The sequence below is a fragment of the Metallosphaera sp. D4-4 genome (genome assembly GCF_046245145.1).
GTDB classification, from domain to species: domain Archaea; phylum Thermoproteota; class Thermoprotei_A; order Sulfolobales; family Sulfolobaceae; genus Metallosphaera; species Metallosphaera sedula.
This window is the reverse complement of record NZ_CP176412.1, coordinates 611,782-632,137: the sequence shown is the minus strand read 5'-3', so window position 1 is coordinate 632,137 and position 20,356 is coordinate 611,782. Positions and strand designations below refer to the sequence as shown.

The window sequence follows — 20,356 nt, the reverse complement described above, 5'->3', positions numbered from 1 at the left end:
TTATATATAAAGATTTTCCCCAAAAAACTTATTATAAGTATCTTTTTACTTTTTGTTTATTTTAAGCAAGGGGTGGCAATAGTTTAGGGTGAAGGTGTCAACAAGGTATTTTTTAAGGTAAGACTAGGGAAAGGCGTGATAAACGTTATAGGGATACTGGTGACCGTGGGTTTAATCGCTATAGCTCACGGCCTCGAACCAGATCACATCTCGTCAGCAAGGTTGGTTAAAAAGAGTAGGAAACTGGTGGAGATGGCGGTATTTCATTCTGCGGGTTTCGCCTTGATAGCAGTTCCAATTTCTCTTGTTCTAATCTACTTCAGTTACGCGAAAGCCGAGATAGAGGTAGCGTCTGACCTAGTGGGGATAATATTCGGCGTTCTTCTCTTGGTTTCAGGAATATTCGGAATGGAGTTTGAAGTTGAACCCAAGAGTACAGGCCTTCTTCAGGGCATGTTTAACGTTACCCCTTCCAAGATAGTTACCATAATTCTGGCCATGAATACGGGGTCAGTCCTTCTGGGAGCGGGAGTGATAGCCTGGTTCGCCGTGGTGACTAGTCTCTCAATCATACTTGTTGGTGTGGTAACCTTGCGTGTGCCTAGAAACCTCGATAGGGTTCTGGACGTCATTATTGGGACCATAACCATTGCGTTCTTCATTTTCCTGCTGAGCGAAAGGTAACCTGTATCTCTTCAAATACCGTGTAAAATTCGATAATTGAGTTGGAAACCTAGTATTAACTTTTAAAATGTTAGACCCTTATATGAATTGATGGAAGAAAGCCAGATAAGATATGTGTTAACCAACTTCAAGAGAATCGCTACAATTGGATTTTCCAAGGATCCAGAGAAACCATCGCACAGGGTTCCCAAGTTCCTCATGGAACATGGATACGTAGTTTACCCCGTGAATCCCACTGTAACAGAGATCCTCGGAAGGAAGTCCTATCCTTCACTCAAGGATATCCAGGATGAGATAGAAGTTGTTCAGGTGTTTAGGCCCTCAAAGGATGTCCCTGCAATTATTGACCAAGTACTGGATAGGAAGAGGGAAAGAAATGACGTAAAGGCGGTCTGGCTCCAAGAGGGAATAAGGGATGATAAATCCGCCGAGAGGGCCAGGGCCGAAGGTCTGATAGTTATCCAGGATAAGTGCATGTACAAGGAGTACGTAAAACTCTTTGGAGAATAATGTCGCGGTTTTGGGATGATGTCTGAAAAAATAGAAAAAGTTTTTAATGGACATACTTTATAAATATTTATGATGGAAGCTTTCGACACGTTCAAGGACACATTAAAAGAAAGGAAAGAGAGCATAAGATGTTGCTATAAGATTAGCGATACCGACGTTGAGTGCCTGTTTAAACTAATTGAACTTGGCGAGCCAAAGACGTCAGTGGAGCTCGGAAAGATAATGGGGCTAAGTAAGACTACGGTGGAAAATAGTATGAAGAAGCTAATAGAACTTGGATTAGTTGAAAGGATCAAGGTTGATGGCAAGAAGATTGGAAGGCCAAAATTCCTTTACGTCATTTCAGACAGCTTTCAGGAGAGAGTCAAAGCAGACCTCAAGAGATGTGCTGAAAAAATACTGTCAGCAACCTCCTAACTCCTGTACTTTACCTTCATTTCCGGATGAGGATCTCTTTTCGAGAACTAGAGTGTAGGTTCCATTCTGAGAAACGTGCTCTATAACCTTGCAATCCATCAACTTAACAGCCTCCATTATCATGTCGTCGCATTTGGGATCCTTAAACATGACCTTTAGCCTGCCCTCTTTCATTTTCATTAACTTTGCAGCTACTTTCATGAATGGTTCAGGACATTCTAGATCCAAAAGATTTAGCTCCTCCATGCAACTTAATGAATCCCAAAAAGCTAAAAAGTCTTCTTAATCATGAGAGAAACCATGAAAGTTGTATGTCCTGTCTGCAACAGGCTATTTGAAGCTGAATGCACCCCCTATCAGCAAAAGTATGAGGAAACTGTGTACTATTTTGATACTGAGATATGCCAGCTCACTTTTATGAGAGAGCCCGAGAGATTCCGCTACAAGTGCCCTAAGGCTTCGGAAAGCTCTTGAGCTCTGCAGGAGTTAGACCACTAAAGAGCTGAGCACAGTACTCGAAGTCCTTTGCTATCTTATCAGTAAGAGCTTCCGCATCAACTGCTTTATATATGTACCTAGGCCTGCCTCCCTTAGATCCTTGATCCTTAACCCTCTCCACGAATCCAATGGAGATTAATTTATTCACCGACCTGTTTATGGATGCCTTGCTGAGCTTCAACACCGAGGCTAAATCATCCTCGGTCTTCGGTCCCATATTTATCAGTGCCTTAAGTATCTGAAAATCCGTGTCAGAAATGTCGTAGCAGAAGCTTAGTGCCTCCACCAATCCTACTTCCCTTCCGGAAGGGAGTCTAGCTTTTAATTTTTGGACTTCCATTCTAACTCACATAATATGTGGTAAAAACGTATATATAAATCTTTGCTTATTTTAGCAAAAATGTATCTCGTGATTATTGCAAGAATAAAATATTCAGATCAAGCCCAAAGCCCCCTCTTCATGTCCTCGAGCTTAGTAAACAGTGATATCTGAAAGTATCTCATTACCTCAATTGTAAAGTTTATAGCTTCCTGGTCAGGCATTTGAGATATTTTATTTCTAAGTTCGTTAACGAACCTAGTCATATCGTTGAAAGTTTGTTTAGTCAACTCGTACTTGGATAGGTCTAAGATTTGAATCAGTTCTTCCTTGGTCTTAGCCTGCTTTATGGCGTTATACATTTGCATCACGACGCCTTTCCCGGTTTTCCCAAACAGAGCTTCCTCTGGATTTCGCAGCCACCTGGCATATGTGGCTGCAAGTTTTTTAGCCTCATTCTCCTTGCTTTCCATTAACTTATTTTCGTTTCATATTATTTAAAAAAGCATGAAGTCCCTTTTCCTGGTATCTGGTGGTCTCGACTCGACAGCGGGAATGTACAGGTTCAGGGAAATGGATTACGATTGCATGACTATCGATTACGGTCAAAGAGCATTCAAGGAGCAAGTGAAGTACGCGAGGATTAACTGCGAGAAACTTGGAAAGAGATTAATCGAGGTGAACATGAAAAAGGTGGGAGATTATTTCAGAGAAGGAAAGTCCCTTATTCCGCATGAACCCATCAGGCACAGGAATGCCGTGACCATCCCCTTCGCACTAACATATGCCTCGGAAATGGGTTACTCGGCTGTTTACGTTTTCACAGTAAGTGAGGAGTGCCAGTATGAATCAAATAAGCCTGAGATTATATCTGCTCTACGGAAACTTGCCGAGGCTCTCCGCATAGGTCTGATCTTCCCATTCTTGGGGCTATCCAAAGCCCACGTCTTGAGGATGGGGATTGAGCATGGTATGGATCCCCTGAATACCTATTCATGCCTACTGGGTCATAGGGTTCACTGCGGAAGATGCTCCCAATGCGAGTCGAGAAAAATGGCATTTAAGATCGCAGGAGTAGATGATAAGACCAAGTACCTATGGCAGTAATTTCAGCCTTTCTAGAGAACTTAGAACCTCGTTAAGATTCTTACCCTGAATGAAAGGACTGTACCTAGAACAATCTGCCCTTCTCACCACACATACTACCTTTATTCTGGAGTCGTAGAATCTCGCTGAAAGGAGATCCAGAGGAGACGAGCCTATAATCACTAGGTTCAGGGGATCCAGCCCGTTCTCCGTTACAAGCCTCTCCGTTGGTTCCTTGGATGGCTTAGTTCTTCCTGTGTTACACACAAATTTCTCGGCCAGCCCCACTTTCCTCAATATCTCTTGAGTGTCTTCACATGAGTAAGGGGAGAGAAGGTAAATCCGAGCCCTAGGCCTAACCTTCTCGTAAAACCCAGGCCAATCTACGTTCACTCTAGTGGTCATGGGGACTGGTACATTACCGCCCTTGTAATTGGAATAGAGGGAATCCGTCGTATCCACGTCTAGGACAACACCGTCGAGCCATATCCCAAAATCCATGGGTTTTTTAATAAATTAAGATTTATAAGTATTGATTACCGTAAATTCCACATGCAAATAAATGGCTTTTCATTTCCTGATGACCTTCTCTACGATCCGGAGAAACATGTGTGGGCAAAGCTAGAGGGTAACATTCTAACTCTTGGTGTCACAGACCTAGGACAATACATGACTGGAAAGATATTCCAGGTATCTGCTAAAAATGTGGGAGATAAGATCAATCCTAGGACGCCTGTATTCACGGTGGAAAGCGCCAAGTGGGTAGGTAAGTTCAGGTTTCCGGTTCAAGGCGAGGTGATAGAGGTAAATAGAAAGGTTTTGGATAACGCTAGCTTGCTTAACGATGATCCATACGGGAGTTGGATTGTGAAGATCAGGGTTGACGAGATGGACAGGAATGCCTTCAAGCCCTTAAGTGAAGTGAAGGAGGTATTCGAAAAGGAGGCCAGCAGAATTGCTAAGTGACAAAGAGGTAGTGCTTCAGGCTATTGAGATGGTAGGTAAATGGGATGTTATGCTTGCTGGAATAAATGGCAATGAAATACTCATTGTCTCGAAGAGGGAGTGCCCTAACTCTCTATCCATAGATGGTAGAAATCTTAATGTTAAGAGGTATGATCCAGATACCTACATCAACATTCTCCAGGAGGATGAGAACGTTTTTAGAAATTACAAGGTATATTACTTCGTCAAGGTCTACATGAGGAAAATTCTAGATCTCCTAGCTTATTTAGAGGTCTCAAGACTCTCTATGGACTTTAAGACGTTAGAGTAATCCCTTGACAGGGATATATACAGGAAGATTGATAGAAAGGTGTAATAGAGCGCAACTAATTCGATTCCGTAGATCAGTCCTAGGTCCATCAGTTCGGCGTCATAGGGCAACAAGATCACAAGGGCCAAGCCAAGTATGCTGATCATAATCATGACCCTTACCTGAAGAGACATTGTCAATATTCTCGAAATTGTCCTACGGGCCTTCTCGAACCTGTTGATGCTGTCCCCAATTTCACTAAGCTGGCTTCTTATATCTCCAATTTTGGTTCTCATGAAATCCAGTAGATCCCTATCATTCATCCCAATCAGTGACCCAATTAGGCTCTGTTGAACCAGGTCGTTATCTGAAACGAAACTAACAATTTGCTTGAAGGTGTATAGTAGAAACAGATCTTCAACCTTCTGCGATGCCGGTTCTAGTTTCCTCACAAGTCTTTGAAGACCGTAGTATGAAAGCGTTAATTCCAACAGGATTATTAGCGAAAATAAAAGCGCCTCCTGGACAAATGTTGTAGCCATCTAAGATAATTCGTTCAGCGTTGAATTTAAGAGTTCATCCAATCTCAGCTCAAGTTTTCTGATTTCCCTGAAGTTAGAAAGGATCTGCTGTCCCTTCTCGGTAAGCACAAATGAACTATCTTTCTGTTTAATCAGTCCCTTATCCTTTAGTATGGATAGATATTTCTCTGTTAGCCCTTCGCTCAGATTTGCATTCTTCATGATTGAGGACTTACTACCACTACCACTACTAACAACCTCGAGAATATCGGCAATTATTTCTATAGAAGTCCTTCGTGATCTCATGAATGAATATTACCTTTGTTCTTTTTAAGTATTTCCATTACACATCATGATTGGACAGGCTAACAAAATGTAAAATTCCAAAAGGACTAGTAGATCTTGATTGGCCAGTTTCAGTACAAGAAGGGGTTAGACTCGTTATCCAAAAAGGATATTTATGGGAAAAACTGCATTGAAATTTTTAGACTTGTTCTAATCTTCGATCAAAATTGCTATCTATTTGACAGAAACAAGCTCGACCTAAGAATCTCTTACGTCTTCGATGATCCTGATTGGGATTGATTCTGTTTCGCTGTTAAGGACATTAGGTTCTTTATTACCTCTGCGTCTTTCTCTCCACGATATTTACCGATCAACTCCACTAATTTCTCTAGTTCATCATTCGACGTCTCCTTCTCAAGTGTCTGAATCAGTTTCCCGAATAACTCCTTGCTTAGAAGCTCCATCATCTCGGTGTACTCAGGAATGGTGAGCTCAGGGACTTCGGAAAGAAGCTGAATGTAACCTGTGGACACTATTCTAAGCCCCTTTTCCACAAGGTTAGATATCTCCTCAGGCTTCGGTCTCTCTTGAGTTGAACCGAGGGATTTAAGCGATTCGAGAAATTTGGTTAACCTATACCTCTGGAACTCCAGCGAAATCATTGCGTTCCTGACGTTCTTACTCGCTATATACCTTATTTCGCCTGAATCCCTCACGACCAAAACGTACTGGGAGAAGTATAAATCCTCAATAAGTTTCACGATGGAGTCCCTACTAAGAAATGGAGATAGCGTGGTAAAGAGTTGATCAATGGATACTCCTCCATAACCCTCCTTAGCTATTGCCACCAGAACTGTCCTGTGCTTCTTGTCAAGAAAGTCCATGTGAAAATTCTATAATCTTGAATAAAGAAATTAGCTATTTCCCGAGGAAGGTACTTATCCTAAAACGCGGAAAGTGTAACTGGAATAGTTTTATCGCCTAAGCAAGCTACTACACGTGATGCAAAGCTTTGAAGCAAGTGCTCCGGGGAAGGTCCTGTGGATCGGGAGCTACTCGGTGGTATTTGGTGGGATATCGCATGTCATTGCAATTGACAAGAGGGTCAGGTGTAGATGTGAGGAGTCGGAAAGACTAGAATTTATAACGTCGTATGGTGACTTCTCCGAAGGCCAGAACGAACTCATAGACAGTGTGCTCAACGAGGTTAGAACAATCTACGATATTCCCCGCTTGAGGGTATATCTCATAAATGATCCTGCATTTCAGATAGATGGGAAGAAAACTGGGTTAGGGAGCTCGTCTGCAGGGACAGTGGCATTGACGGCTTGCCTCAGTTACGCCGTAACTGGAAAGTTTGATGTGGACCTAGTGTACAAACTTTCACAGAGGGCGAACTATAGACGACAGAAGGGAATTGGTAGCGGTTTCGATATAGCTGCGGCGACCTACGGTAGCGTGATATACAGGAGATACAATGACATCAACAAGGTTGATTCTGTGGTGGAAAGGCTAGATATCCCACAAAACATACAGATACTTCTAGGTTTTACGGGAAGGAGTGCCAGCACAGTGAATCTAGTAAGGAGGTTTGAGGATACCAAGAACAATCCAAGGTTTAAGGAACTAATGAGTGAGATTGAGATAGATAATGAAATCGCAATAAAGCTGTTGAGGTTAGGGAAAATTGACGCTGCAGTTCCACACATAAAGCTGGCTAGACAGAACTTAAACCTGCTTTCGAAAGAGGTGGTAGGAGTGGAAATTGAAACAGAAGAGGACAGAAAGCTCATGAGCCTAGCCGAGAAAAACGGCGCCTTGATATCCCTGATGCCCGGGGCAGGTGGAGGAGATCTCATACTAGCTCTAGGGGAGAACCTTGCGAGAGTCAAGGAGACTTGGGAGAGGATGAGCATTAGAACCATTAATGTGAAACAAGATGAAGGTGTGAAAATTGAAGCTAGAAGCTGAGGCAGTAGCGCCATCCAACATTGCCATAGTAAAGTACTGGGGAAAAAGAGATAGGGAACTAAACCTACCCTTAAACTCCTCCCTTTCCATATCACTGGACTCGCTGTGGGTTAGATCCAGGGTAACATTTGATGAGTCCCTTGATAAGGATGAGGTAATCATAAACGGTAAAAGGTTAAGCGAAAACGAGGTAAGGGAGTACGCTGGAAGAGTCTTAAGGAGGTTCAGGGACCTATACGGAAAAGAGTTATTTGCAAGGGTAGAGTCCACAACCAATTTTCCCAGCTCAGCTGGATTAGCGTCATCAGCGGCAGGAATTGCAGCTCTGACCTATGCCTCAAATGCAGCCTTGGGACTTGGATTAAGTAATCGAGAACTTTCCAAGATTGCCAGAGTTGGATCAGGGAGTGCTTGCAGGAGTATGTTCGGCGGATTTGTAAAGTGGAATAGGGGTGAGCTAGAGAGTGGAGATGATTCTTTCTGCGAGGAAATTTTCCCTCCTGATCATTGGCCAGATCTTGTGGATATTATACCTATTTTCGGAGAGGAGAAAAAGAAGATGTCCTCGAGAACGGGAATGGAGAACACTGCTACTAGTTCTGCTCTAATGAGATGCAGACTTCAATTCATAGAGGAAACATTCAACGAAGTCATTGACGCTATTAGAACTAGGAATGCTAGTAAGTTCTTTCAACTAACAATGAGACACAGCAACAGTATGCATGCAGTAATCCTAGATTCATGGCCTCCCATGAACTATCTTAACGAGAAATCGTTCAGGGTGATGGAATGGGTGGTTGAGTTCGGTAAGGCTGCATATACCTTTGACGCTGGGCCTAATCCTCATATATTCGTACTGGAAAAGGACGTGGATGAGGTCTTGAAATTTTTAAACGAAGTCGGGAGCACGAAGACCATTGTAAGCAGGGTAGGCAAAGGTCCCTATCTGATCTAGCTCCCTAGAGTTCTGTTAACCCAAGGCATATATCTAGTCCTTACATTCGCTCAGTATCTTCTCATACTTTCTTCCCAGATCGTCTCTGCTCACGTGATATCCCACGACCACTTTCCTTATTTCGCTCAGTGAACCAATCAAGGGAGATACCCTTTTCAACCTTTCCACTCCATGAGGGGTGAGTATATAAACAGCCTCATCCTTCTCCTCCCTATATGGAACATCGTTGAATTCGTGATAAATGAGGAGACCACCCGACGATCTCATATCCTCATGTATCTCCTGTTTTATCGACTCCAATTTCCCAATGCAGTTAGGACTGGGTTCCATCTTGATCCTCTTGAAACCTTGCCTATACATTATGGCATCGCGTAACTCACGCCTAACATGTTGTAGCTTGGAAATCACAAAATTATCATCGAATACTAAAAAATCCTCCACTTCCACTGGCATCTCTATGATCCCATCCCTAAGTAACTGGGCTATAGCCTGTGAAAGAATAGCGTTATACATTCCAACAACACTGTGGAAATACACGTTCTGAAACATGTACATCCTTGCAAGGAGAAATTGCTCCACTATAGGCAAGACTTTGCCTAGAACAACCAACATGTCATTCTCAAAATATAGAAATCTCTTCATCCTCTCGATGTCGAACTGTCCATATTCCACGCCTGCATAATATGAATCCCTGAGAAGGTAATCGCTCCTATCTGCGTCGATGAAATTGGAAATTATTAGATGAGCTAATTTCTCTTCCCTGTTACGCGGTGTCTCCATCAGCACTCTAGTGACGAACTTGACGGGGTCCTCAAATGTCTTGAAATTCTTCTCCAGGTCAGATGCGAGACCCTTCTCAATCAGTTGAGTACCTAGAATTACGTGGGTTTTCTTATCTTTCTCAAACACATCTACGCCATAAACCTGCCTCGCGACCTGAAGGGCGTTCTCGAAGGTGTGGGAGAAGGGAAGGTGACCCACGTCATGGAGCATCGCAGTTACAGCTATCAGTTCCATGACCTCCTGGTCTAACTCGAGGGAGGAATTTTCCCGGATGTACTTTAGGAACTCAAGGGAAAGGTGCATGACCCCGAGGCTATGCTCAAAACGCGTATGGTTCATCCCGGGGTACACCATGTAAGCTAAGGCAGTCTGCTTCACGTATCTTAGACGCTGAAAAAGGGGATTTGATACGATGGGAAGTAGCCTATCTGGTACCTCTATGTAACCGTGAACTGGATCTCTTATTAATTTCATTATTTCATTTCCGAAAATACGGTTAAAATCGATTTTGCACCGTTGATAACGCTTCTTTCGAGGTCCTCCTTGGAAATCCAGTTACCTCCAGTAGCTAGGTTATCGCTTACTACCACCACCGCGGCAGACCTGGTTCCCCTCAATCTACTCAGAAAGAAGAGGGTGGCACATTCCATCTCTACGCCAATGTTCCCCCTTTCTGACCACTTCTTCACGAAGTGCTCATCTTCAGCATAAAACGCATCACTACTGAAAATATTTCCAACATGGAATCTATATCCAGCTGAGGAGAATTGAGTAATGAGCCTAGACACAAGGTCGTGATCAGGCGTCGCCGATACTGATGTGAGATCTCCCACATACTGGAAGAAAAGTCCTCCTGGATTGTACGACGCTCCTGTTGGGATAATATACTCCCCGAGGCCTATTTCGGGCCTAAGCGCTCCGACCGTCCCTAGCCTAACGAATGTATTGCCCCCTAGCATATGTAACTCCTCAAAAACTATGGCCATTGATGGTCCTCCTATACCGTGGGTTGCAACGCTTACCCTAGTATCACGGTACAGACCAGTATATACTAGGAAGCCCCTGTTCTTGTTAACCAGTTTGGGGGACTCCAACAATGAAGAGAGTAGCTCCGCCCTTCCGGGATCTCCTACAACTAAAACCTTCTCTGCGACATCTCCCTTCTTTGCGAGGATGTGTACGGGGTTCATCTAGCATATCCCTTCATGGAACTTTTAAGATTAGCGTAGACTTGATATGGCCATTCCCATCGTGTCTTATAATACGATTTTATACAACCGCGTATAAATCTAATTAGTGATGGAAAAGAATGAAAAGGTTGTCGTAGATCTTGAGGGAAATAGTGTTAGATTTAACGGAGTTCTAGAGTCCTTTAGGGTTAACTCCATCCATGTGTCACCACCCATTGACGGACTAGTTCATTTTTACATCGAGGACAAACAACTAGTTCTCTCGCTCACGGAAGAGGAGTTAACCGAGGTCCTCTCCAGGGCAAGAAAAGAGGAGATCACTCCCTCACAAAAGGATTTTGAGATATCGCAGATAGGACTGGTGTATAAACTTATCGTGGATTCGCTTGAGGTGATCAATGTCTCCGATTGGTCCTTACAGACAATGTTCACCATAGTTAATGGGGAAAGGGCAAAGCTCACAATAGGCCCAAATTGCGAGTATAACGACTGCGTCTATCTAGCTATCTTCTCGGCAAATGGGTTCATCTACTATCTCAAGATAAGGTTCTCGGACGGCTCCTTTGAGGCCTCAGTCTTCAGAATCACCCCATCGGTTCTAGAAAACGAGCTTGTGTTCCATATGCTTAACAAGACATTTAGATTATACTAGCTTTACTTTTACTTTGGAACTAAAGAAGGAACTGCTTAAAGAAAGGTTTTAAAAAATGAGACCTTACTATTATCTTATGAAAGAAAGAGAGGTCGAGGCAAAGAGGCTCGTGGGAAAGAAACAGGTTAGAGGAAAGGTTTATGAATACGAGTACTACACTCTTCCTCTAAACCTATATATTCCAAAGTCAATGGTAGAAAAATTCGGAAAAAGATACATGCTACAGGTGGACGAGGACACAGGAACAATAACAATAAAACCTAGAACCAGCTGAGCTCATTTCCTCACTATTTTGGTCAAGATATCTCTTATTTCATACGGTGTCTTAGCCACGGGTATATCGGCTTTCTTGAATGCCTCTATCTTGCTTTCAAATGTTCCCATCCCCATGTAGACCACTGCCCCCGCATGACCCATCCTTTTCTCCTTCGGAGCAGTAAGTCCGGCGATGTAACCCACTATGGGTTTCTCGATCTTTCCTTCCTTCTTCAGTTGTGCCACCCTTTCCTCCATCGTTCCCCCTATCTCTCCTATGATCACGATGGCCTCAGTGTTATTGTCCTTGTCGAACTCTTGAACGACCTCCTGAAGCTGAGTCCCAATTATGGGATCTCCCCCTATTCCTATGACCGTGGATTGACCCAGGTCACCGACAAGATGGGATACCTCGTAGGTTAGGGTACCAGACCTGGACACTATACCCACTGTACCTTTTCTGAAATATTTCGCTGGCAATATTCCTAGCAATGACTCACCAGGTACTATGAGCCCTGGGCAGTTAGGTCCAATTATCCTAGTACCCCTAGCCCTAGCATACCTAACAAATTTAGCCACGTCAACGACGGGTATGTGTTCTGTGATAACCGTGACCAACTTTATCCCAGCATCTACTGCCTCATACACGGCCTCACTGGCGAAACGTGCAGGAACGAAGATTATGGACGCATCTATCTCATGCTCCTTAATAGCTTCCTTGACAGTGTCATAGACCGGAACTCCGTTCACCTGGGTTCCTCCTTTCCCCGGAGTGACTCCAGCTACAATCTTCGTTCCATACTTCAGCATCATTGAGGTATGGAAGCTTCCTTCCTTCCCTGTGATTCCTTGAACAAGAACCCTAGTCTGTGAATTTATGAACGTAGGGCATCACCTATTGCGGTTAATGCATCTTCGTAAACTCTTATCCCTTGACTTTGGAGTATTTTCTTCCCTTCATCCTCATTCGTGCCAGTTAACCTGACGTAAATGGGCTTGTTTATCTTACGATAGGCCTCCACTATCCCCTTAGCTACCTCATCACACCTAGTTATTCCACCGAAAATGTTAATCACTATCTTTTTCACCTTGGGGTTACTTCCAACTCTGATTACTGCAGACGCAACTTTTTCAGTATCCGCACCACCTCCTACATCTAGGAAATCAGCCGGATTTCCCCCCATTAGTTTCACGAGATCCATGGTTGCCATTGTTAGACCCGCGCCATTACCCACTATACCCACGTCTCCCTCCAGTTCGACGTAGGAATCCGCTGGAACTTTCTCCCTTTGTAGTTCCTTTAACAGTTCTTCGTGTCTATACAGTGCGTTATCATCTAGGATTACCTTGGAGTCGAGAGCCAGAGGACCTTTCTCGGTGATAGCGAGCGGATTAATCTCAGCCAATTCAGCATCGTACTCTAAGATTAGCCTAAGTAAACCTTCTATGACCCCTCCGAGACCCCTATACCCAACATATTTCTCGATCGCATCCACATCGTACCTCATTAATTTTCTATCTATGGGGATAACAAAAGTCTTGACGTCCTTACTCTCCTCAATGTTTATCCCACCAAACGGGGATGCCACTATCATCGGGTTCCCAGTCTCTCGATCCATCACAGCTGAAAGGTATATTTCCCTGGTGTGCGGGACAAATTCCTCTATCAAGAATGTGTTTATACCTTCCTTCATGAGTTCTTGAATCGTACCGTAACTGTCCTCAGTTACCCTAACAAGCCCCCTCTTTCCCCTACCGCCCTCAAGTAGTTGTGACTTAACCACCACCTTCCCTTGAACGTGAACAGGGGACTTCACCACCTGTCCGCGAGGCACTGGGATGTTAACGAGCGAAAAAAGCCTCTTTCCCTCATACTCGTAAAGCTTCATGGTTATCTATAATTATATTCGCATACTTGTTTAAGAAAGCATCTATCACACTTAGGCTTGGTTAGTAAACAAAAAGCTTTTCCAACAGCACCTAAACCAGCATGCAAAATCTTATACAAGTATAGGTCCTGTTGAACATTATGGTAGACGAAGTTGGGTAAGTCACGTTTCCTCATTTCCTGCCCAGTTACCCTCCCTAGTACCCTCCTAGAATATTCAGTGTTTGGGAATACAAGTTGGTGACCCGCGAAGAGAAGGATGGAATCAGCGGTCTCCTCACCGACGCCCTCCTGGGTCAGAAGTAGAGGCCTCCTCTCAAGCAATAGGACTTTGTCTAGACCACCCATTTCCTTAACAAATTTAGCGAAGTTCAGAACCCTTCTAGCCTTAGTCCTGTAGAAATTGATGGGTCTGAAATAGCTCTCTAAAGTCGGGAGATCCAGCTCTGCTATGGAGTCCACCTTGGCAAGTCCGTGTTCCTCGAGTGCCCCAATTACCCTCTTCACTGATTCCCACTTGGTCAATTGGACAAGAAAGGCTGAGATCACAATCTTATCGGCTGAATCGAAGCCATCCCACCACTCATAGGATTTGGGATCGGTAATAACCCAGCCTGTGTGTCTTATGACTTCCTTATTCTCCTCAAAGAGCTTAACGAGTTCATTCAAGATAATCCATGATCACCTTCACTAACCTCTCTGTCCCAGGTTCGTAATAGTTGGGCTTTTTACGCTTCTGAATGGCCTTAAGCAATTCCTCGTCTTCCCAAGTGGATGGATCGTCTAGAAATTCTGCACCTATTATTTCGGAGTATAGTTTCACATCCTCATGGGTAGCAGCCCTGGTGAGGCTCTTGTTAAAGACTATGATTGTGGGTTTCCCATAGAGCACGGCTGACTCCATGGCTGTTTTACCCTGATGAGTTATTACCAGGGAAGCTCCTGAGATAAATCTCTCAATATCTGGATCAAAACTGAATGCCCTTATGCCACTTTTCGCGTATGGCTCAGGGGATATCTTTCCAGTCTGCATTACCAGATTTGCTAGCCCTAGACTAGAAATCCTGTCGAAAAGGGCTTTGAAACCTTCGGTCCCCGCGGTGACTAGGATGAAACCCTCGTCCACTGGATCATATTTTCTCCTTTGAAGAATGGGCCCCACCACTATCCCGTTCTTGTAAAGCGTGGATTGCTCCTTCCAGTGAAGGAAAACTCCCTTGGAGAAGTGCGATAACACGGACACTGCCTTTCCCTTGGTCACGATCCTATCCTGGCTTTCTAGCGTAAAGAGAGTGGAACCCCTCAATCTTTGAAATAGAGAAGGTATCACTGAATGATTCGAGCCAGTGGCAATGACCACGTCATAGCTTGGAAGGGAAATTGATTGCGAGAGCGCCCTAAACCCCTTTGTTACCAAGGAAGTGTTTGGGCTCTTCGGATCCCTAGGCTTACTAACCTCATATATCTTCTCAGCATGAGGACTCAAGAGCTTCCTAGAGTTTCCATCGCCCTCAGGAATCACGAAGTCAACCTTAAAGGGTAAATACTCTGCGATGGCCTTGGCAAATCCTGTATGTCCCCCTCCGCTCGCTATAATGAGCAGCCTCTTCATGCTAAACTATAAGATTTTTACCCTTTTAGCCTATTTAGGGCTAACATGGAGTCCTATAGAGGATTGTGGCTAAAGGGAGCAATAGTAATGGCATTAAACATGTATGAGGCTGGGCTCACTCCAGTGGAGATAGGCCTAGGAGAGAGAGATTTTTACATTGATGTTCAGTCAGATTCGGCTCTTTCCCTTCAGGAGTCTGAGAAGTTTGCTCAGTGGAAAGATCACAAGTACGAGATCAAGGACGGAAAGGTAACCTATAACGGAAAACAAATACTTCTTCAAGGGGACGTGACACCCTCTGGAGAGCCAAGATATTTTAAGGTTCTTAACATCTCAGTGCATCATCCCTCAGCCGGCGTTCAGTTGGTGAGGATTAGGGGTATTGCCTTTGAGACCAAGGAACAAATGGACGATTATCTTCAGTGGTTGGAGAAGGCCTCCGAGACTGATCATCGTATTATAGGGGAGAGGATGGATCTCTTCAGTTTCCACGAGGAATCTGGTCCAGGTCTAGTCCTGTTCCATCCCAAGGGCCAGCTAATTAGAAATGAGATGATAAACTACATGAGGGAGATTAACGCTTCCATGGGATATCAAGAGGTCTACACATCTCACGTGTTTAGGACTATTCTTTGGAAGATAAGCGGTCATTACGATACTTACAGGGACAAGATGTTGATCTTCCAAAAGGATGATGACGAACTAGGAATAAAACCCATGAATTGTCCCGCTCACATACTAATCTATAAGTCTAGAGTTAGGAGTTACAGGGATCTTCCCATAAGGTTCTCCGAATTCGGCAACGTTTATAGATGGGAGAAGAAGGGGGAGCTTTACGGCTTACTTAGAACAAGGGGATTCACGCAGGATGACGGTCATATCTTTTTAAGGGAGGATCAGCTGAAGGACGAGGTAAAGAATCTAGTTAGGAAGACTCTTGACGTCCTTGGTAAGTTCGGGTTTAAGGGAGAGGACGTTCGGATAAATCTGAGCACAAGACCAGATGAAAGTATAGGAAGCGACGAACAGTGGGAGAAGGCGACTAAGGCATTGCTAGATGTACTAAAGGAACTTAACGTTCCCTATGTCGTGAAGGAGAAGGAGGGGGCGTTTTATGGACCCAAAATAGATTTTGACATAAGGGACAGCTTAAACAGATGGTGGCAATTGTCCACTATTCAGGTAGATTTCAATCTGCCTGAAAGATTCAAACTGGAGTACGTGGATGAGGATGGAAGCAAGAAGAGGCCGGTCATGGTTCACAGGGCCATATACGGCTCGCTCGACAGAATGATAGCCATACTTCTTGAACATTTCCGTGGAAAGTTACCCACCTGGTTATCTCCCGTTCAGGTAAGGGTTCTACCCATAAGTGAGGACAACCTAGATTACGCTAAGAGGGTTATGGATGTGCTAGTGCAGAGAGGTATCAGAACGGAAATCGATCCGAGCGGGGAAACGCTTTCCAAGAGGATAAAGAGAGGTTATGATGACGGTGTTCCTTACCTTGTCATCGTTGGTAGGAAAGAGGCCTCTGAGGAAAAGGTAACCATTAGGACCAGAGGAAACGTGGAGATAAAGGGAGTTCCTCTTTCCAGATTTGTGGATGAGCTCTCCCTAGAAATCCGGAACAGGGACGCTGAAAATACTCTGATTAAGAGGATTGGATAAATGATAAGATATGGGACATACATGAGCCCCTTTGGCCCTATTACCTTGGTTTCGGAAGATGAAAAGATAGTTATGCTGGATTTTTGTAAGTGCGCCGAAGAAAGCCTAGTGGATAACAATAGTTTTGTAGGTCTCTTCAAAAAACTTGACAATTATTTCCAGGGTAAGAGGACTGACTTCGACGATATACCAATCAGGCTTAACACGAACAGCTTCAGGATGAGGGTTTACAAGGAGGTGAGGAAAGTGAAATGGGGTGAAGTAGTTACTTATAAGGATATAGCGGATGCTGTAGGAACTTCACCTAGGGCAGTGGGGGTTGCACTGTCGAAGAATCCAATTTTACTACTAATTCCTTGCCATAGGGTTGTAGCTGAAAACGGCTTAGGTGGTTATTCCAGGGGTGTAGAGCTGAAAAGGAAACTTCTGGAACTTGAGGGTAGCTTAATCAAAGTACCCTCAATAAAATGAGGGATATCTTACCCTTGTTTCACACCTATACTGTCATTTGGAAACATTTTCTTCATCTCATCAACTGAATATAATATTTAAAAAGTACAAAAATGAAAAGAAATATTGCTTCTCTGCACTTAACTAACACTCACATAAGATCTGACCGAAAAACTAACTTGACGTAAATCCTTTACTGGTTTAAGCTGTACTCTAAATCCTCAGAATCGCCTATATACCAATCCCTGGTCGCTTTCTCTACTCCCTTCTCCTTTATCTCCTCTAACATGAAATTGAAATGCTCGTTAGCAATTTCCGCACAGTCCTCTGGGAGCCTCGAGATAAGCTCGTTAACTATTTTCCTTATTAGGCCTACGTTTTCTACATCCATCGTAATATTTTGAAAGCTATATAATAGGGGGAGAATAACGTTACTAATAATAGTTTAGCCAAGCCGTGTTGTCCTATATCGAGTGTAGTCATGTAGCGGAGTTCGAGAAGTTTAGGCTCTGTTGGGTAAGGGATTATTCTCGTTCTAATTCTCTACCCTTGTGAATGGAAAAATCTAGTTCTTCCCCCTTTCTATCTCTCGCTTCCTATCGCAAGACAACCAGGTCATAATCGCGAGGCTATAGTCATGAATAAAATTTTTGAACTACTCCATGCTCTACTTATCTGTGCCGCGGTAGCTCAGCCTGGCTGGAGCGCTGCCCTGGTAACCAACCCGGGCAGGCAGAGGCCCCGGGTTCAAATCCCGGCCGCGGCTCCTCACATATAAGTTTGGGGCTGTTGAGCTATTGGAGATTTCCTTATCATGTTTTCAATGATCATGTTTCCCTTGCTAAGTTTTCTAAGAATGTAAATTGATAGCACTTTCAACTTTCTCTTTCTCAGATCGTCCATTTCCATTTCTATTCTCCTTAATTCCAAATCTTCATCTTCAAATTCATCTAGAACCGACTCTCTTGAATTTAGATCCCTGAGTATTTTCTCTATTTCAGAAGAAACCCTAAGTATTTTCTCATCTTCCTCCTCTTTCGTTAATTCTAAAATCATTTTACCAGCCTTAGTTACATTTCCCTTATTCAGTTCATCAGCTATTTGAAGAAGAGTCTCGAACATTAGAATAAATTATGTAGGTTGAGGTTATAAATAAGTTTTAATGTGATGCCCGGCATTCTTCATTTAGAAATATTTTGCGTAAAAATTACTCACCGTGAAATCATCTAACTACTAAGACTGGGACTTTAGACTCCTGGACAACCCTGGTAGAGACACTCCCCAACAGGACTCTTTTCATCGTAGATAGTCCCCTGCTTCCCATCACTATCAGCTTTATATCGTTCTTCTGAACATAACCAAGTATAACGCTAGCCGGATCCCCTTCCAATGCCTCACCTACACCCTTCAGTCCCGCATTTGTTATCTCCTTTAACGCATAATCTAAGTCGTCTTTTGCCTTTTTCTCCATGGCCTTTACGGCATTCAAAGGAGGTAAGACGCCGGAGCCGTAGAATATGGCCTCATCTACTACTTCTATAACATATATCACACTACCATACCTCTTCGCAATGTCTATGGCAACCTGAAGAGCCCTCTTTGAGTGTTCAGATCCATCGAATGGTACGAGAATTGAATCGAACATTTCAATTATACATTTGACAATATACCATTTAAAGCTCTACTAAGATAGAGTAAGGCCAAAAGTTGTATCACTGTTAACTTCTTAGGGTCCACGTAATTTCAATAATATTAGTTTACGATATGACGGATCATAGATGAACTGGGTGTGCAGAATTGGACCATTTACCTTGTTATGAACCTTGGAATTGTAAGGTGTGAGATCAAGGTTTATGTGGATTTGACGAGAGTTAATGCCAGGTTAGTATCTTAGAATTAGAAAGACAGATGTAAGGGCTTCCAATTCAATAAATTCCTGTTTTCTCTCTAATTATTTAGTCCCCTTACTTGCTATGAATGTAACCTCTTTGAGCCTCCTCTAATGCTTCCTTTACTTTTCCTGACGCTGTTTGCACGGAACATTGTGGCAATGTCTCATAACCTCTTTGACCTAACTTGTCGTAATTCTTTACCGCTTCCATCAAAGCCCATGACATTTGATCTGGTTTATCAGGCGAAAAAGTGTAACCATTCACCCCATTTATGATCAACTCACTTACGCCGGCTCCCTCACTTACTACCACTGGCTTCTTGTAATTCCACGCTTCACATATTGTTAACCCAAACCCCTCGCTTCTTGAGGTCAAAGTGACCACGTCGCTTCTTTGATATAAAGCCATTAGTTCATGGTCGCTCACATATCCTGTGAAAATGACCTTATCCTGAACTCCTAGCTCCACCACTAAGTCCCTTAGCTTTCTTGCCCAAATACTAGCCTTATCATGGCCAAGGCTCTTACTGGTGAAACTTCCGTTCCCTGCCACCACCAGCTTCAAGTTGGTGTTTTTGATAGCCTTAATCGCTATGTCCTGACTCTTTATCGGGTCCATTCTTCCCACTAACAGGACTACCTTATCATCCTCTTTGATCCCAAATTTCTCTGAAACAGATTCGACTTCGCTCTTGCTTACGTGGGAGTAAGCTGAGGGATCTATGAAGGGATATATTTGTCTCGCTTTCACCTTGGCACCTGATCTGACTAAGCCCTCTAGGTCACGTTTTGTACTGGATATGATCAGATCGAAACCCTCAAATGCCCTAACTAGGAACTCTCTGACCCTATCACTTAACCTCTCTGGCACAAAGGGAATATGGTACCACAGGACTGCAGGAGCTGATGGGCCAATTATCCCTCCCACGAGTAACTGCTGGAAATCATTTATCAGATATACGTCTGTATCAGAATAGAATTCCAGGAGTTTAAGGGCAGAATGCCAGTTGTAGGAGGCATAAGCTATGTAGTCTGAGCCAACGATATTATAGTTGTACATGCCATGGGCTTCATTGTATAATCCTTCCTTGAATCTAGTGTAACTGGATAGAAGAGTTGGAGGTAAATCGATGAAGTGAATATCTATTCCTTCCAGCACAGCCTGAGGAGGGTATCCAGGTCCTAAGGCTACCCACCTGCTCCTCTCAAATCCTGAGGTTTTGACTAGGGACATCATCATCCTAGCTACTCCGCCTACTGAGATCTGATAATCTTGGTCAGAAAGTGAGCTCAGGTCCAGTGGGATTAGAACTTCTCCGTATCTCTCCAAGAGTTCCTTGTAGGTGAAGTTGAAACGGATTGGGGGAGTTTGAGTATTAATGGCAATTCTCATGCAGTAAGTAACGTAACTACCTGTTATAAAGATGAAGAACCCACGAGAATAGATAGGAATGTCCTTGGTC

The 20,356-nt window shown here is 43.6% G+C and carries 29 protein-coding genes and 1 tRNA gene; 13 read left to right on the top strand and 17 right to left on the bottom strand.

The annotated features are described in order from the left end of the window. Window positions 1–135 precede the first annotated feature (135 nt). The 3 genes from ACI49J_RS03630 to ACI49J_RS03620 all read left to right on the top strand — a co-directional run bounded on the left by ACI49J_RS03630 (window position 136) and on the right by ACI49J_RS03620 (window position 1,611). Window positions 136–684, top strand: a complete 549-nt coding sequence (locus ACI49J_RS03630) for a hypothetical protein (RefSeq protein ID WP_240252635.1) — start codon at window positions 136–138, stop codon at window positions 682–684. Between the two features lie 90 nt (window positions 685–774). Continuing rightward, window positions 775–1,194, top strand: coding sequence for a CoA-binding protein (locus ACI49J_RS03625; protein WP_240252634.1), 420 nt, complete (start codon window positions 775–777; stop codon window positions 1,192–1,194). Window positions 1,195–1,263: 69 nt separating this feature from the next. Next, window positions 1,264–1,611 carry a helix-turn-helix domain-containing protein gene (locus tag ACI49J_RS03620; RefSeq protein ID WP_012021505.1) on the top strand — a complete coding sequence of 116 codons (348 nt, stop codon included), beginning with the start codon at window positions 1,264–1,266 and terminating at the stop codon, window positions 1,609–1,611. On the opposite strand, the gene ACI49J_RS03615 is transcribed toward ACI49J_RS03620, so the two are convergent. The 3 genes from ACI49J_RS03615 to ACI49J_RS03605 form a co-directional block, all read right to left on the bottom strand. Further along, window positions 1,597–1,857: a sulfurtransferase TusA family protein gene (locus ACI49J_RS03615; protein WP_012021506.1), complete on the bottom strand. Its 261-nt coding sequence runs from the start codon at window positions 1,855–1,857 to the stop codon at window positions 1,597–1,599. The genes ACI49J_RS03620 and ACI49J_RS03615 overlap by 15 nt on opposite strands. A 205-nt stretch (window positions 1,858–2,062) precedes the next feature. Next, entirely contained in the window at window positions 2,063–2,449 is a 387-nt protein-coding gene (gene lrs14 / locus ACI49J_RS03610; protein WP_193453293.1) for an HTH-type transcriptional regulator Lrs14, read from the bottom strand. A gap of 98 nt (window positions 2,450–2,547) precedes the next feature. Continuing rightward, window positions 2,548–2,901 carry a hypothetical protein gene (locus ACI49J_RS03605; protein ID WP_012021509.1) on the bottom strand — a complete coding sequence of 118 codons (354 nt, stop codon included), beginning with the start codon at window positions 2,899–2,901 and terminating at the stop codon, window positions 2,548–2,550. A gap of 34 nt (window positions 2,902–2,935) precedes the next feature. Here ACI49J_RS03605 and ACI49J_RS03600 point away from each other — a divergent pair, with 34 nt between their 5' ends. After that, window positions 2,936–3,535: a 7-cyano-7-deazaguanine synthase gene (locus tag ACI49J_RS03600; protein ID WP_240252633.1), complete on the top strand. Its 600-nt coding sequence runs from the start codon at window positions 2,936–2,938 to the stop codon at window positions 3,533–3,535. Here ACI49J_RS03600 and ACI49J_RS03595 read toward each other — a convergent pair. Continuing rightward, on the bottom strand, window positions 3,524–4,015 hold the full coding sequence (locus ACI49J_RS03595; RefSeq protein WP_240252624.1) for an HAD family hydrolase: 492 nt from the start codon (window positions 4,013–4,015) through the stop codon (window positions 3,524–3,526). The two genes, ACI49J_RS03600 and ACI49J_RS03595, sit on opposite strands and share 12 nt — an antisense overlap. 51 nt (window positions 4,016–4,066) lie before the next feature. Here ACI49J_RS03595 and ACI49J_RS03590 point away from each other — a divergent pair, with 51 nt between their 5' ends. Together ACI49J_RS03590 and ACI49J_RS03585 are read left to right on the top strand one after the other, a co-directional pair. Continuing rightward, window positions 4,067–4,480, top strand: coding sequence for a glycine cleavage system protein H (locus ACI49J_RS03590; RefSeq protein ID WP_240252622.1), 414 nt, complete (start codon window positions 4,067–4,069; stop codon window positions 4,478–4,480). Then, window positions 4,470–4,790, top strand: coding sequence for a hypothetical protein (locus ACI49J_RS03585; protein ID WP_012021513.1), 321 nt, complete (start codon window positions 4,470–4,472; stop codon window positions 4,788–4,790). Before ACI49J_RS03590 ends, ACI49J_RS03585 begins: the two co-directional genes overlap by 11 nt. On the opposite strand, the gene ACI49J_RS03580 is transcribed toward ACI49J_RS03585, so the two are convergent. From ACI49J_RS03580 to ACI49J_RS03570, 3 genes are all read right to left on the bottom strand, one after another. After that, window positions 4,742–5,311, bottom strand: coding sequence for a hypothetical protein (locus ACI49J_RS03580; protein WP_240252620.1), 570 nt, complete (start codon window positions 5,309–5,311; stop codon window positions 4,742–4,744). The two genes, ACI49J_RS03585 and ACI49J_RS03580, sit on opposite strands and share 49 nt — an antisense overlap. Further along, window positions 5,312–5,596, bottom strand: coding sequence for a winged helix-turn-helix domain-containing protein (locus ACI49J_RS03575; protein WP_012021515.1), 285 nt, complete (start codon window positions 5,594–5,596; stop codon window positions 5,312–5,314). A gap of 248 nt (window positions 5,597–5,844) precedes the next feature. After that, window positions 5,845–6,459 carry a hypothetical protein gene (locus tag ACI49J_RS03570; RefSeq protein ID WP_012021516.1) on the bottom strand — a complete coding sequence of 205 codons (615 nt, stop codon included), beginning with the start codon at window positions 6,457–6,459 and terminating at the stop codon, window positions 5,845–5,847. A 118-nt stretch (window positions 6,460–6,577) separates the two neighbouring features. Between ACI49J_RS03570 and ACI49J_RS03565 the strand changes: the two genes are divergently transcribed. Then, entirely contained in the window at window positions 6,578–7,546 is a 969-nt protein-coding gene (locus ACI49J_RS03565; protein WP_240252618.1) for a phosphomevalonate kinase, read from the top strand. Continuing rightward, window positions 7,530–8,501 carry a diphosphomevalonate decarboxylase gene (gene mvaD, locus ACI49J_RS03560; RefSeq protein WP_240252617.1) on the top strand — a complete coding sequence of 324 codons (972 nt, stop codon included), beginning with the start codon at window positions 7,530–7,532 and terminating at the stop codon, window positions 8,499–8,501. Before ACI49J_RS03565 ends, mvaD begins: the two co-directional genes overlap by 17 nt. A gap of 33 nt (window positions 8,502–8,534) precedes the next feature. Here mvaD and ACI49J_RS03555 read toward each other — a convergent pair whose 3' ends face one another. Together ACI49J_RS03555 and ACI49J_RS03550 are read right to left on the bottom strand one after the other, a co-directional pair. Continuing rightward, window positions 8,535–9,758 (bottom strand): HD domain-containing protein, encoded by a 1,224-nt coding sequence (locus ACI49J_RS03555; RefSeq protein WP_240252616.1) that lies wholly within the window; start codon window positions 9,756–9,758, stop codon window positions 8,535–8,537. Continuing rightward, on the bottom strand, window positions 9,758–10,474 hold the full coding sequence (locus ACI49J_RS03550) for a purine-nucleoside phosphorylase (protein WP_240252614.1): 717 nt from the start codon (window positions 10,472–10,474) through the stop codon (window positions 9,758–9,760). Before ACI49J_RS03550 ends, ACI49J_RS03555 begins: the two co-directional genes overlap by 1 nt. A 109-nt stretch (window positions 10,475–10,583) precedes the next feature. Here ACI49J_RS03550 and ACI49J_RS03545 point away from each other — a divergent pair, with 109 nt between their 5' ends. Both ACI49J_RS03545 and ACI49J_RS03540 read left to right on the top strand, forming a co-directional pair. Further along, a complete protein-coding gene (locus tag ACI49J_RS03545) occupies window positions 10,584–11,126 on the top strand; it encodes a hypothetical protein (protein ID WP_240252612.1) in 543 nt (180 codons plus the stop codon). Window positions 11,127–11,202: 76 nt separating this feature from the next. Further along, a complete protein-coding gene (locus ACI49J_RS03540) occupies window positions 11,203–11,400 on the top strand; it encodes a hypothetical protein (RefSeq protein ID WP_048060116.1) in 198 nt (65 codons plus the stop codon). Between the two features lie 2 nt (window positions 11,401–11,402). Here the strand turns inward: ACI49J_RS03540 and sucD are convergent, their stop codons facing one another. From sucD to ACI49J_RS03520, 4 genes are read right to left on the bottom strand one after another with little or no spacing between them, the layout of a single operon-like run. Continuing rightward, window positions 11,403–12,227, bottom strand: a complete 825-nt coding sequence (sucD, locus tag ACI49J_RS03535; RefSeq protein ID WP_240253473.1) for a succinate--CoA ligase subunit alpha — start codon at window positions 12,225–12,227, stop codon at window positions 11,403–11,405. Between the two features lie 29 nt (window positions 12,228–12,256). Further along, a complete protein-coding gene (locus ACI49J_RS03530) occupies window positions 12,257–13,270 on the bottom strand; it encodes an ATP-grasp domain-containing protein (protein ID WP_409366463.1) in 1,014 nt (337 codons plus the stop codon). Window positions 13,271–13,272: 2 nt separating this feature from the next. Next, entirely contained in the window at window positions 13,273–13,938 is a 666-nt protein-coding gene (locus ACI49J_RS03525; RefSeq protein ID WP_240252608.1) for an endonuclease III domain-containing protein, read from the bottom strand. After that, window positions 13,931–14,881 (bottom strand): glycosyltransferase, encoded by a 951-nt coding sequence (locus tag ACI49J_RS03520; RefSeq protein ID WP_240252606.1) that lies wholly within the window; start codon window positions 14,879–14,881, stop codon window positions 13,931–13,933. The genes ACI49J_RS03525 and ACI49J_RS03520 overlap by 8 nt, the downstream gene beginning before the upstream one ends. A 45-nt stretch (window positions 14,882–14,926) precedes the next feature. On the opposite strand from ACI49J_RS03520, the gene thrS reads away from it, so the two are divergent. Next, window positions 14,927–16,552: a threonine--tRNA ligase gene (gene thrS / locus ACI49J_RS03515; protein ID WP_240252605.1), complete on the top strand. Its 1,626-nt coding sequence runs from the start codon at window positions 14,927–14,929 to the stop codon at window positions 16,550–16,552. Further along, window positions 16,553–17,023 (top strand): methylated-DNA--[protein]-cysteine S-methyltransferase, encoded by a 471-nt coding sequence (locus tag ACI49J_RS03510; protein WP_240252598.1) that lies wholly within the window; start codon window positions 16,553–16,555, stop codon window positions 17,021–17,023. It abuts the gene before it with no gap. 172 nt (window positions 17,024–17,195) lie between these two features. Here ACI49J_RS03510 and ACI49J_RS03505 read toward each other — a convergent pair whose 3' ends face one another. After that, on the bottom strand, window positions 17,196–17,393 hold the full coding sequence (locus ACI49J_RS03505) for a hypothetical protein (protein WP_240252597.1): 198 nt from the start codon (window positions 17,391–17,393) through the stop codon (window positions 17,196–17,198). Window positions 17,394–17,681: 288 nt separating this feature from the next. On the opposite strand from ACI49J_RS03505, the gene ACI49J_RS03500 reads away from it, so the two are divergent. After that, window positions 17,682–17,768: transfer RNA gene (locus tag ACI49J_RS03500), tRNA-Thr, on the top strand. Between the two features lie 2 nt (window positions 17,769–17,770). On the opposite strand, the gene ACI49J_RS03495 is transcribed toward ACI49J_RS03500, so the two are convergent. From ACI49J_RS03495 to ACI49J_RS03485, 3 genes are all read right to left on the bottom strand, one after another. Further along, window positions 17,771–18,124 carry a hypothetical protein gene (locus tag ACI49J_RS03495; protein WP_240252596.1) on the bottom strand — a complete coding sequence of 118 codons (354 nt, stop codon included), beginning with the start codon at window positions 18,122–18,124 and terminating at the stop codon, window positions 17,771–17,773. A gap of 100 nt (window positions 18,125–18,224) precedes the next feature. Beyond that, window positions 18,225–18,647: a universal stress protein gene (locus tag ACI49J_RS03490; RefSeq protein WP_240252595.1), complete on the bottom strand. Its 423-nt coding sequence runs from the start codon at window positions 18,645–18,647 to the stop codon at window positions 18,225–18,227. Window positions 18,648–18,966: 319 nt separating this feature from the next. Continuing rightward, on the bottom strand, window positions 18,967–20,286 hold the full coding sequence (locus tag ACI49J_RS03485) for a glycosyltransferase family 4 protein (RefSeq protein WP_240252594.1): 1,320 nt from the start codon (window positions 20,284–20,286) through the stop codon (window positions 18,967–18,969). Window positions 20,287–20,356: the final 70 nt, after the last annotated feature.

Bases quoted from the DNA above. Each gene is read 5' to 3' on its own strand.
- ACI49J_RS03625 (WP_240252634.1), top strand. From the start codon at position 775: ATGGAAGAAAGCCAGATAAGATATGTGTTAACCAACTTCAAGAGAATC.
- ACI49J_RS03620 (WP_012021505.1), top strand. From the start codon at position 1,264: ATGATGGAAGCTTTCGACACGTTCAAGGACACATTAAAAGAAAGGAAA.
- ACI49J_RS03615 (WP_012021506.1), bottom strand. From the start codon at position 1,857: ATGGAGGAGCTAAATCTTTTGGATCTAGAATGTCCTGAACCATTCATG.
- lrs14 (WP_193453293.1), bottom strand. From the start codon at position 2,449: ATGGAAGTCCAAAAATTAAAAGCTAGACTCCCTTCCGGAAGGGAAGTA.
- ACI49J_RS03605 (WP_012021509.1), bottom strand. From the start codon at position 2,901: ATGGAAAGCAAGGAGAATGAGGCTAAAAAACTTGCAGCCACATATGCC.
- ACI49J_RS03600 (WP_240252633.1), top strand. From the start codon at position 2,936: ATGAAGTCCCTTTTCCTGGTATCTGGTGGTCTCGACTCGACAGCGGGA.
- ACI49J_RS03595 (WP_240252624.1), bottom strand. From the start codon at position 4,015: ATGGATTTTGGGATATGGCTCGACGGTGTTGTCCTAGACGTGGATACG.
- ACI49J_RS03590 (WP_240252622.1), top strand. From the start codon at position 4,067: ATGCAAATAAATGGCTTTTCATTTCCTGATGACCTTCTCTACGATCCG.
- ACI49J_RS03580 (WP_240252620.1), bottom strand. From the start codon at position 5,311: ATGGCTACAACATTTGTCCAGGAGGCGCTTTTATTTTCGCTAATAATC.
- ACI49J_RS03575 (WP_012021515.1), bottom strand. From the start codon at position 5,596: ATGAGATCACGAAGGACTTCTATAGAAATAATTGCCGATATTCTCGAG.
- ACI49J_RS03570 (WP_012021516.1), bottom strand. From the start codon at position 6,459: ATGGACTTTCTTGACAAGAAGCACAGGACAGTTCTGGTGGCAATAGCT.
- ACI49J_RS03565 (WP_240252618.1), top strand. From the start codon at position 6,578: ATGCAAAGCTTTGAAGCAAGTGCTCCGGGGAAGGTCCTGTGGATCGGG.
- ACI49J_RS03555 (WP_240252616.1), bottom strand. From the start codon at position 9,758: ATGAAATTAATAAGAGATCCAGTTCACGGTTACATAGAGGTACCAGAT.
- ACI49J_RS03550 (WP_240252614.1), bottom strand. From the start codon at position 10,474: ATGAACCCCGTACACATCCTCGCAAAGAAGGGAGATGTCGCAGAGAAG.
- ACI49J_RS03545 (WP_240252612.1), top strand. From the start codon at position 10,584: ATGGAAAAGAATGAAAAGGTTGTCGTAGATCTTGAGGGAAATAGTGTT.
- ACI49J_RS03540 (WP_048060116.1), top strand. From the start codon at position 11,203: ATGAAAGAAAGAGAGGTCGAGGCAAAGAGGCTCGTGGGAAAGAAACAG.
- ACI49J_RS03530 (WP_409366463.1), bottom strand. From the start codon at position 13,270: ATGAAGCTTTACGAGTATGAGGGAAAGAGGCTTTTTTCGCTCGTTAAC.
- ACI49J_RS03520 (WP_240252606.1), bottom strand. From the start codon at position 14,881: ATGAAGAGGCTGCTCATTATAGCGAGCGGAGGGGGACATACAGGATTT.
- thrS (WP_240252605.1), top strand. From the start codon at position 14,927: ATGGAGTCCTATAGAGGATTGTGGCTAAAGGGAGCAATAGTAATGGCA.
- ACI49J_RS03510 (WP_240252598.1), top strand. From the start codon at position 16,553: ATGATAAGATATGGGACATACATGAGCCCCTTTGGCCCTATTACCTTG.
- ACI49J_RS03505 (WP_240252597.1), bottom strand. From the start codon at position 17,393: ATGGATGTAGAAAACGTAGGCCTAATAAGGAAAATAGTTAACGAGCTT.
- ACI49J_RS03495 (WP_240252596.1), bottom strand. From the start codon at position 18,124: ATGTTCGAGACTCTTCTTCAAATAGCTGATGAACTGAATAAGGGAAAT.
- ACI49J_RS03490 (WP_240252595.1), bottom strand. From the start codon at position 18,647: ATGTTCGATTCAATTCTCGTACCATTCGATGGATCTGAACACTCAAAG.
- ACI49J_RS03485 (WP_240252594.1), bottom strand. From the start codon at position 20,286: ATGAGAATTGCCATTAATACTCAAACTCCCCCAATCCGTTTCAACTTC.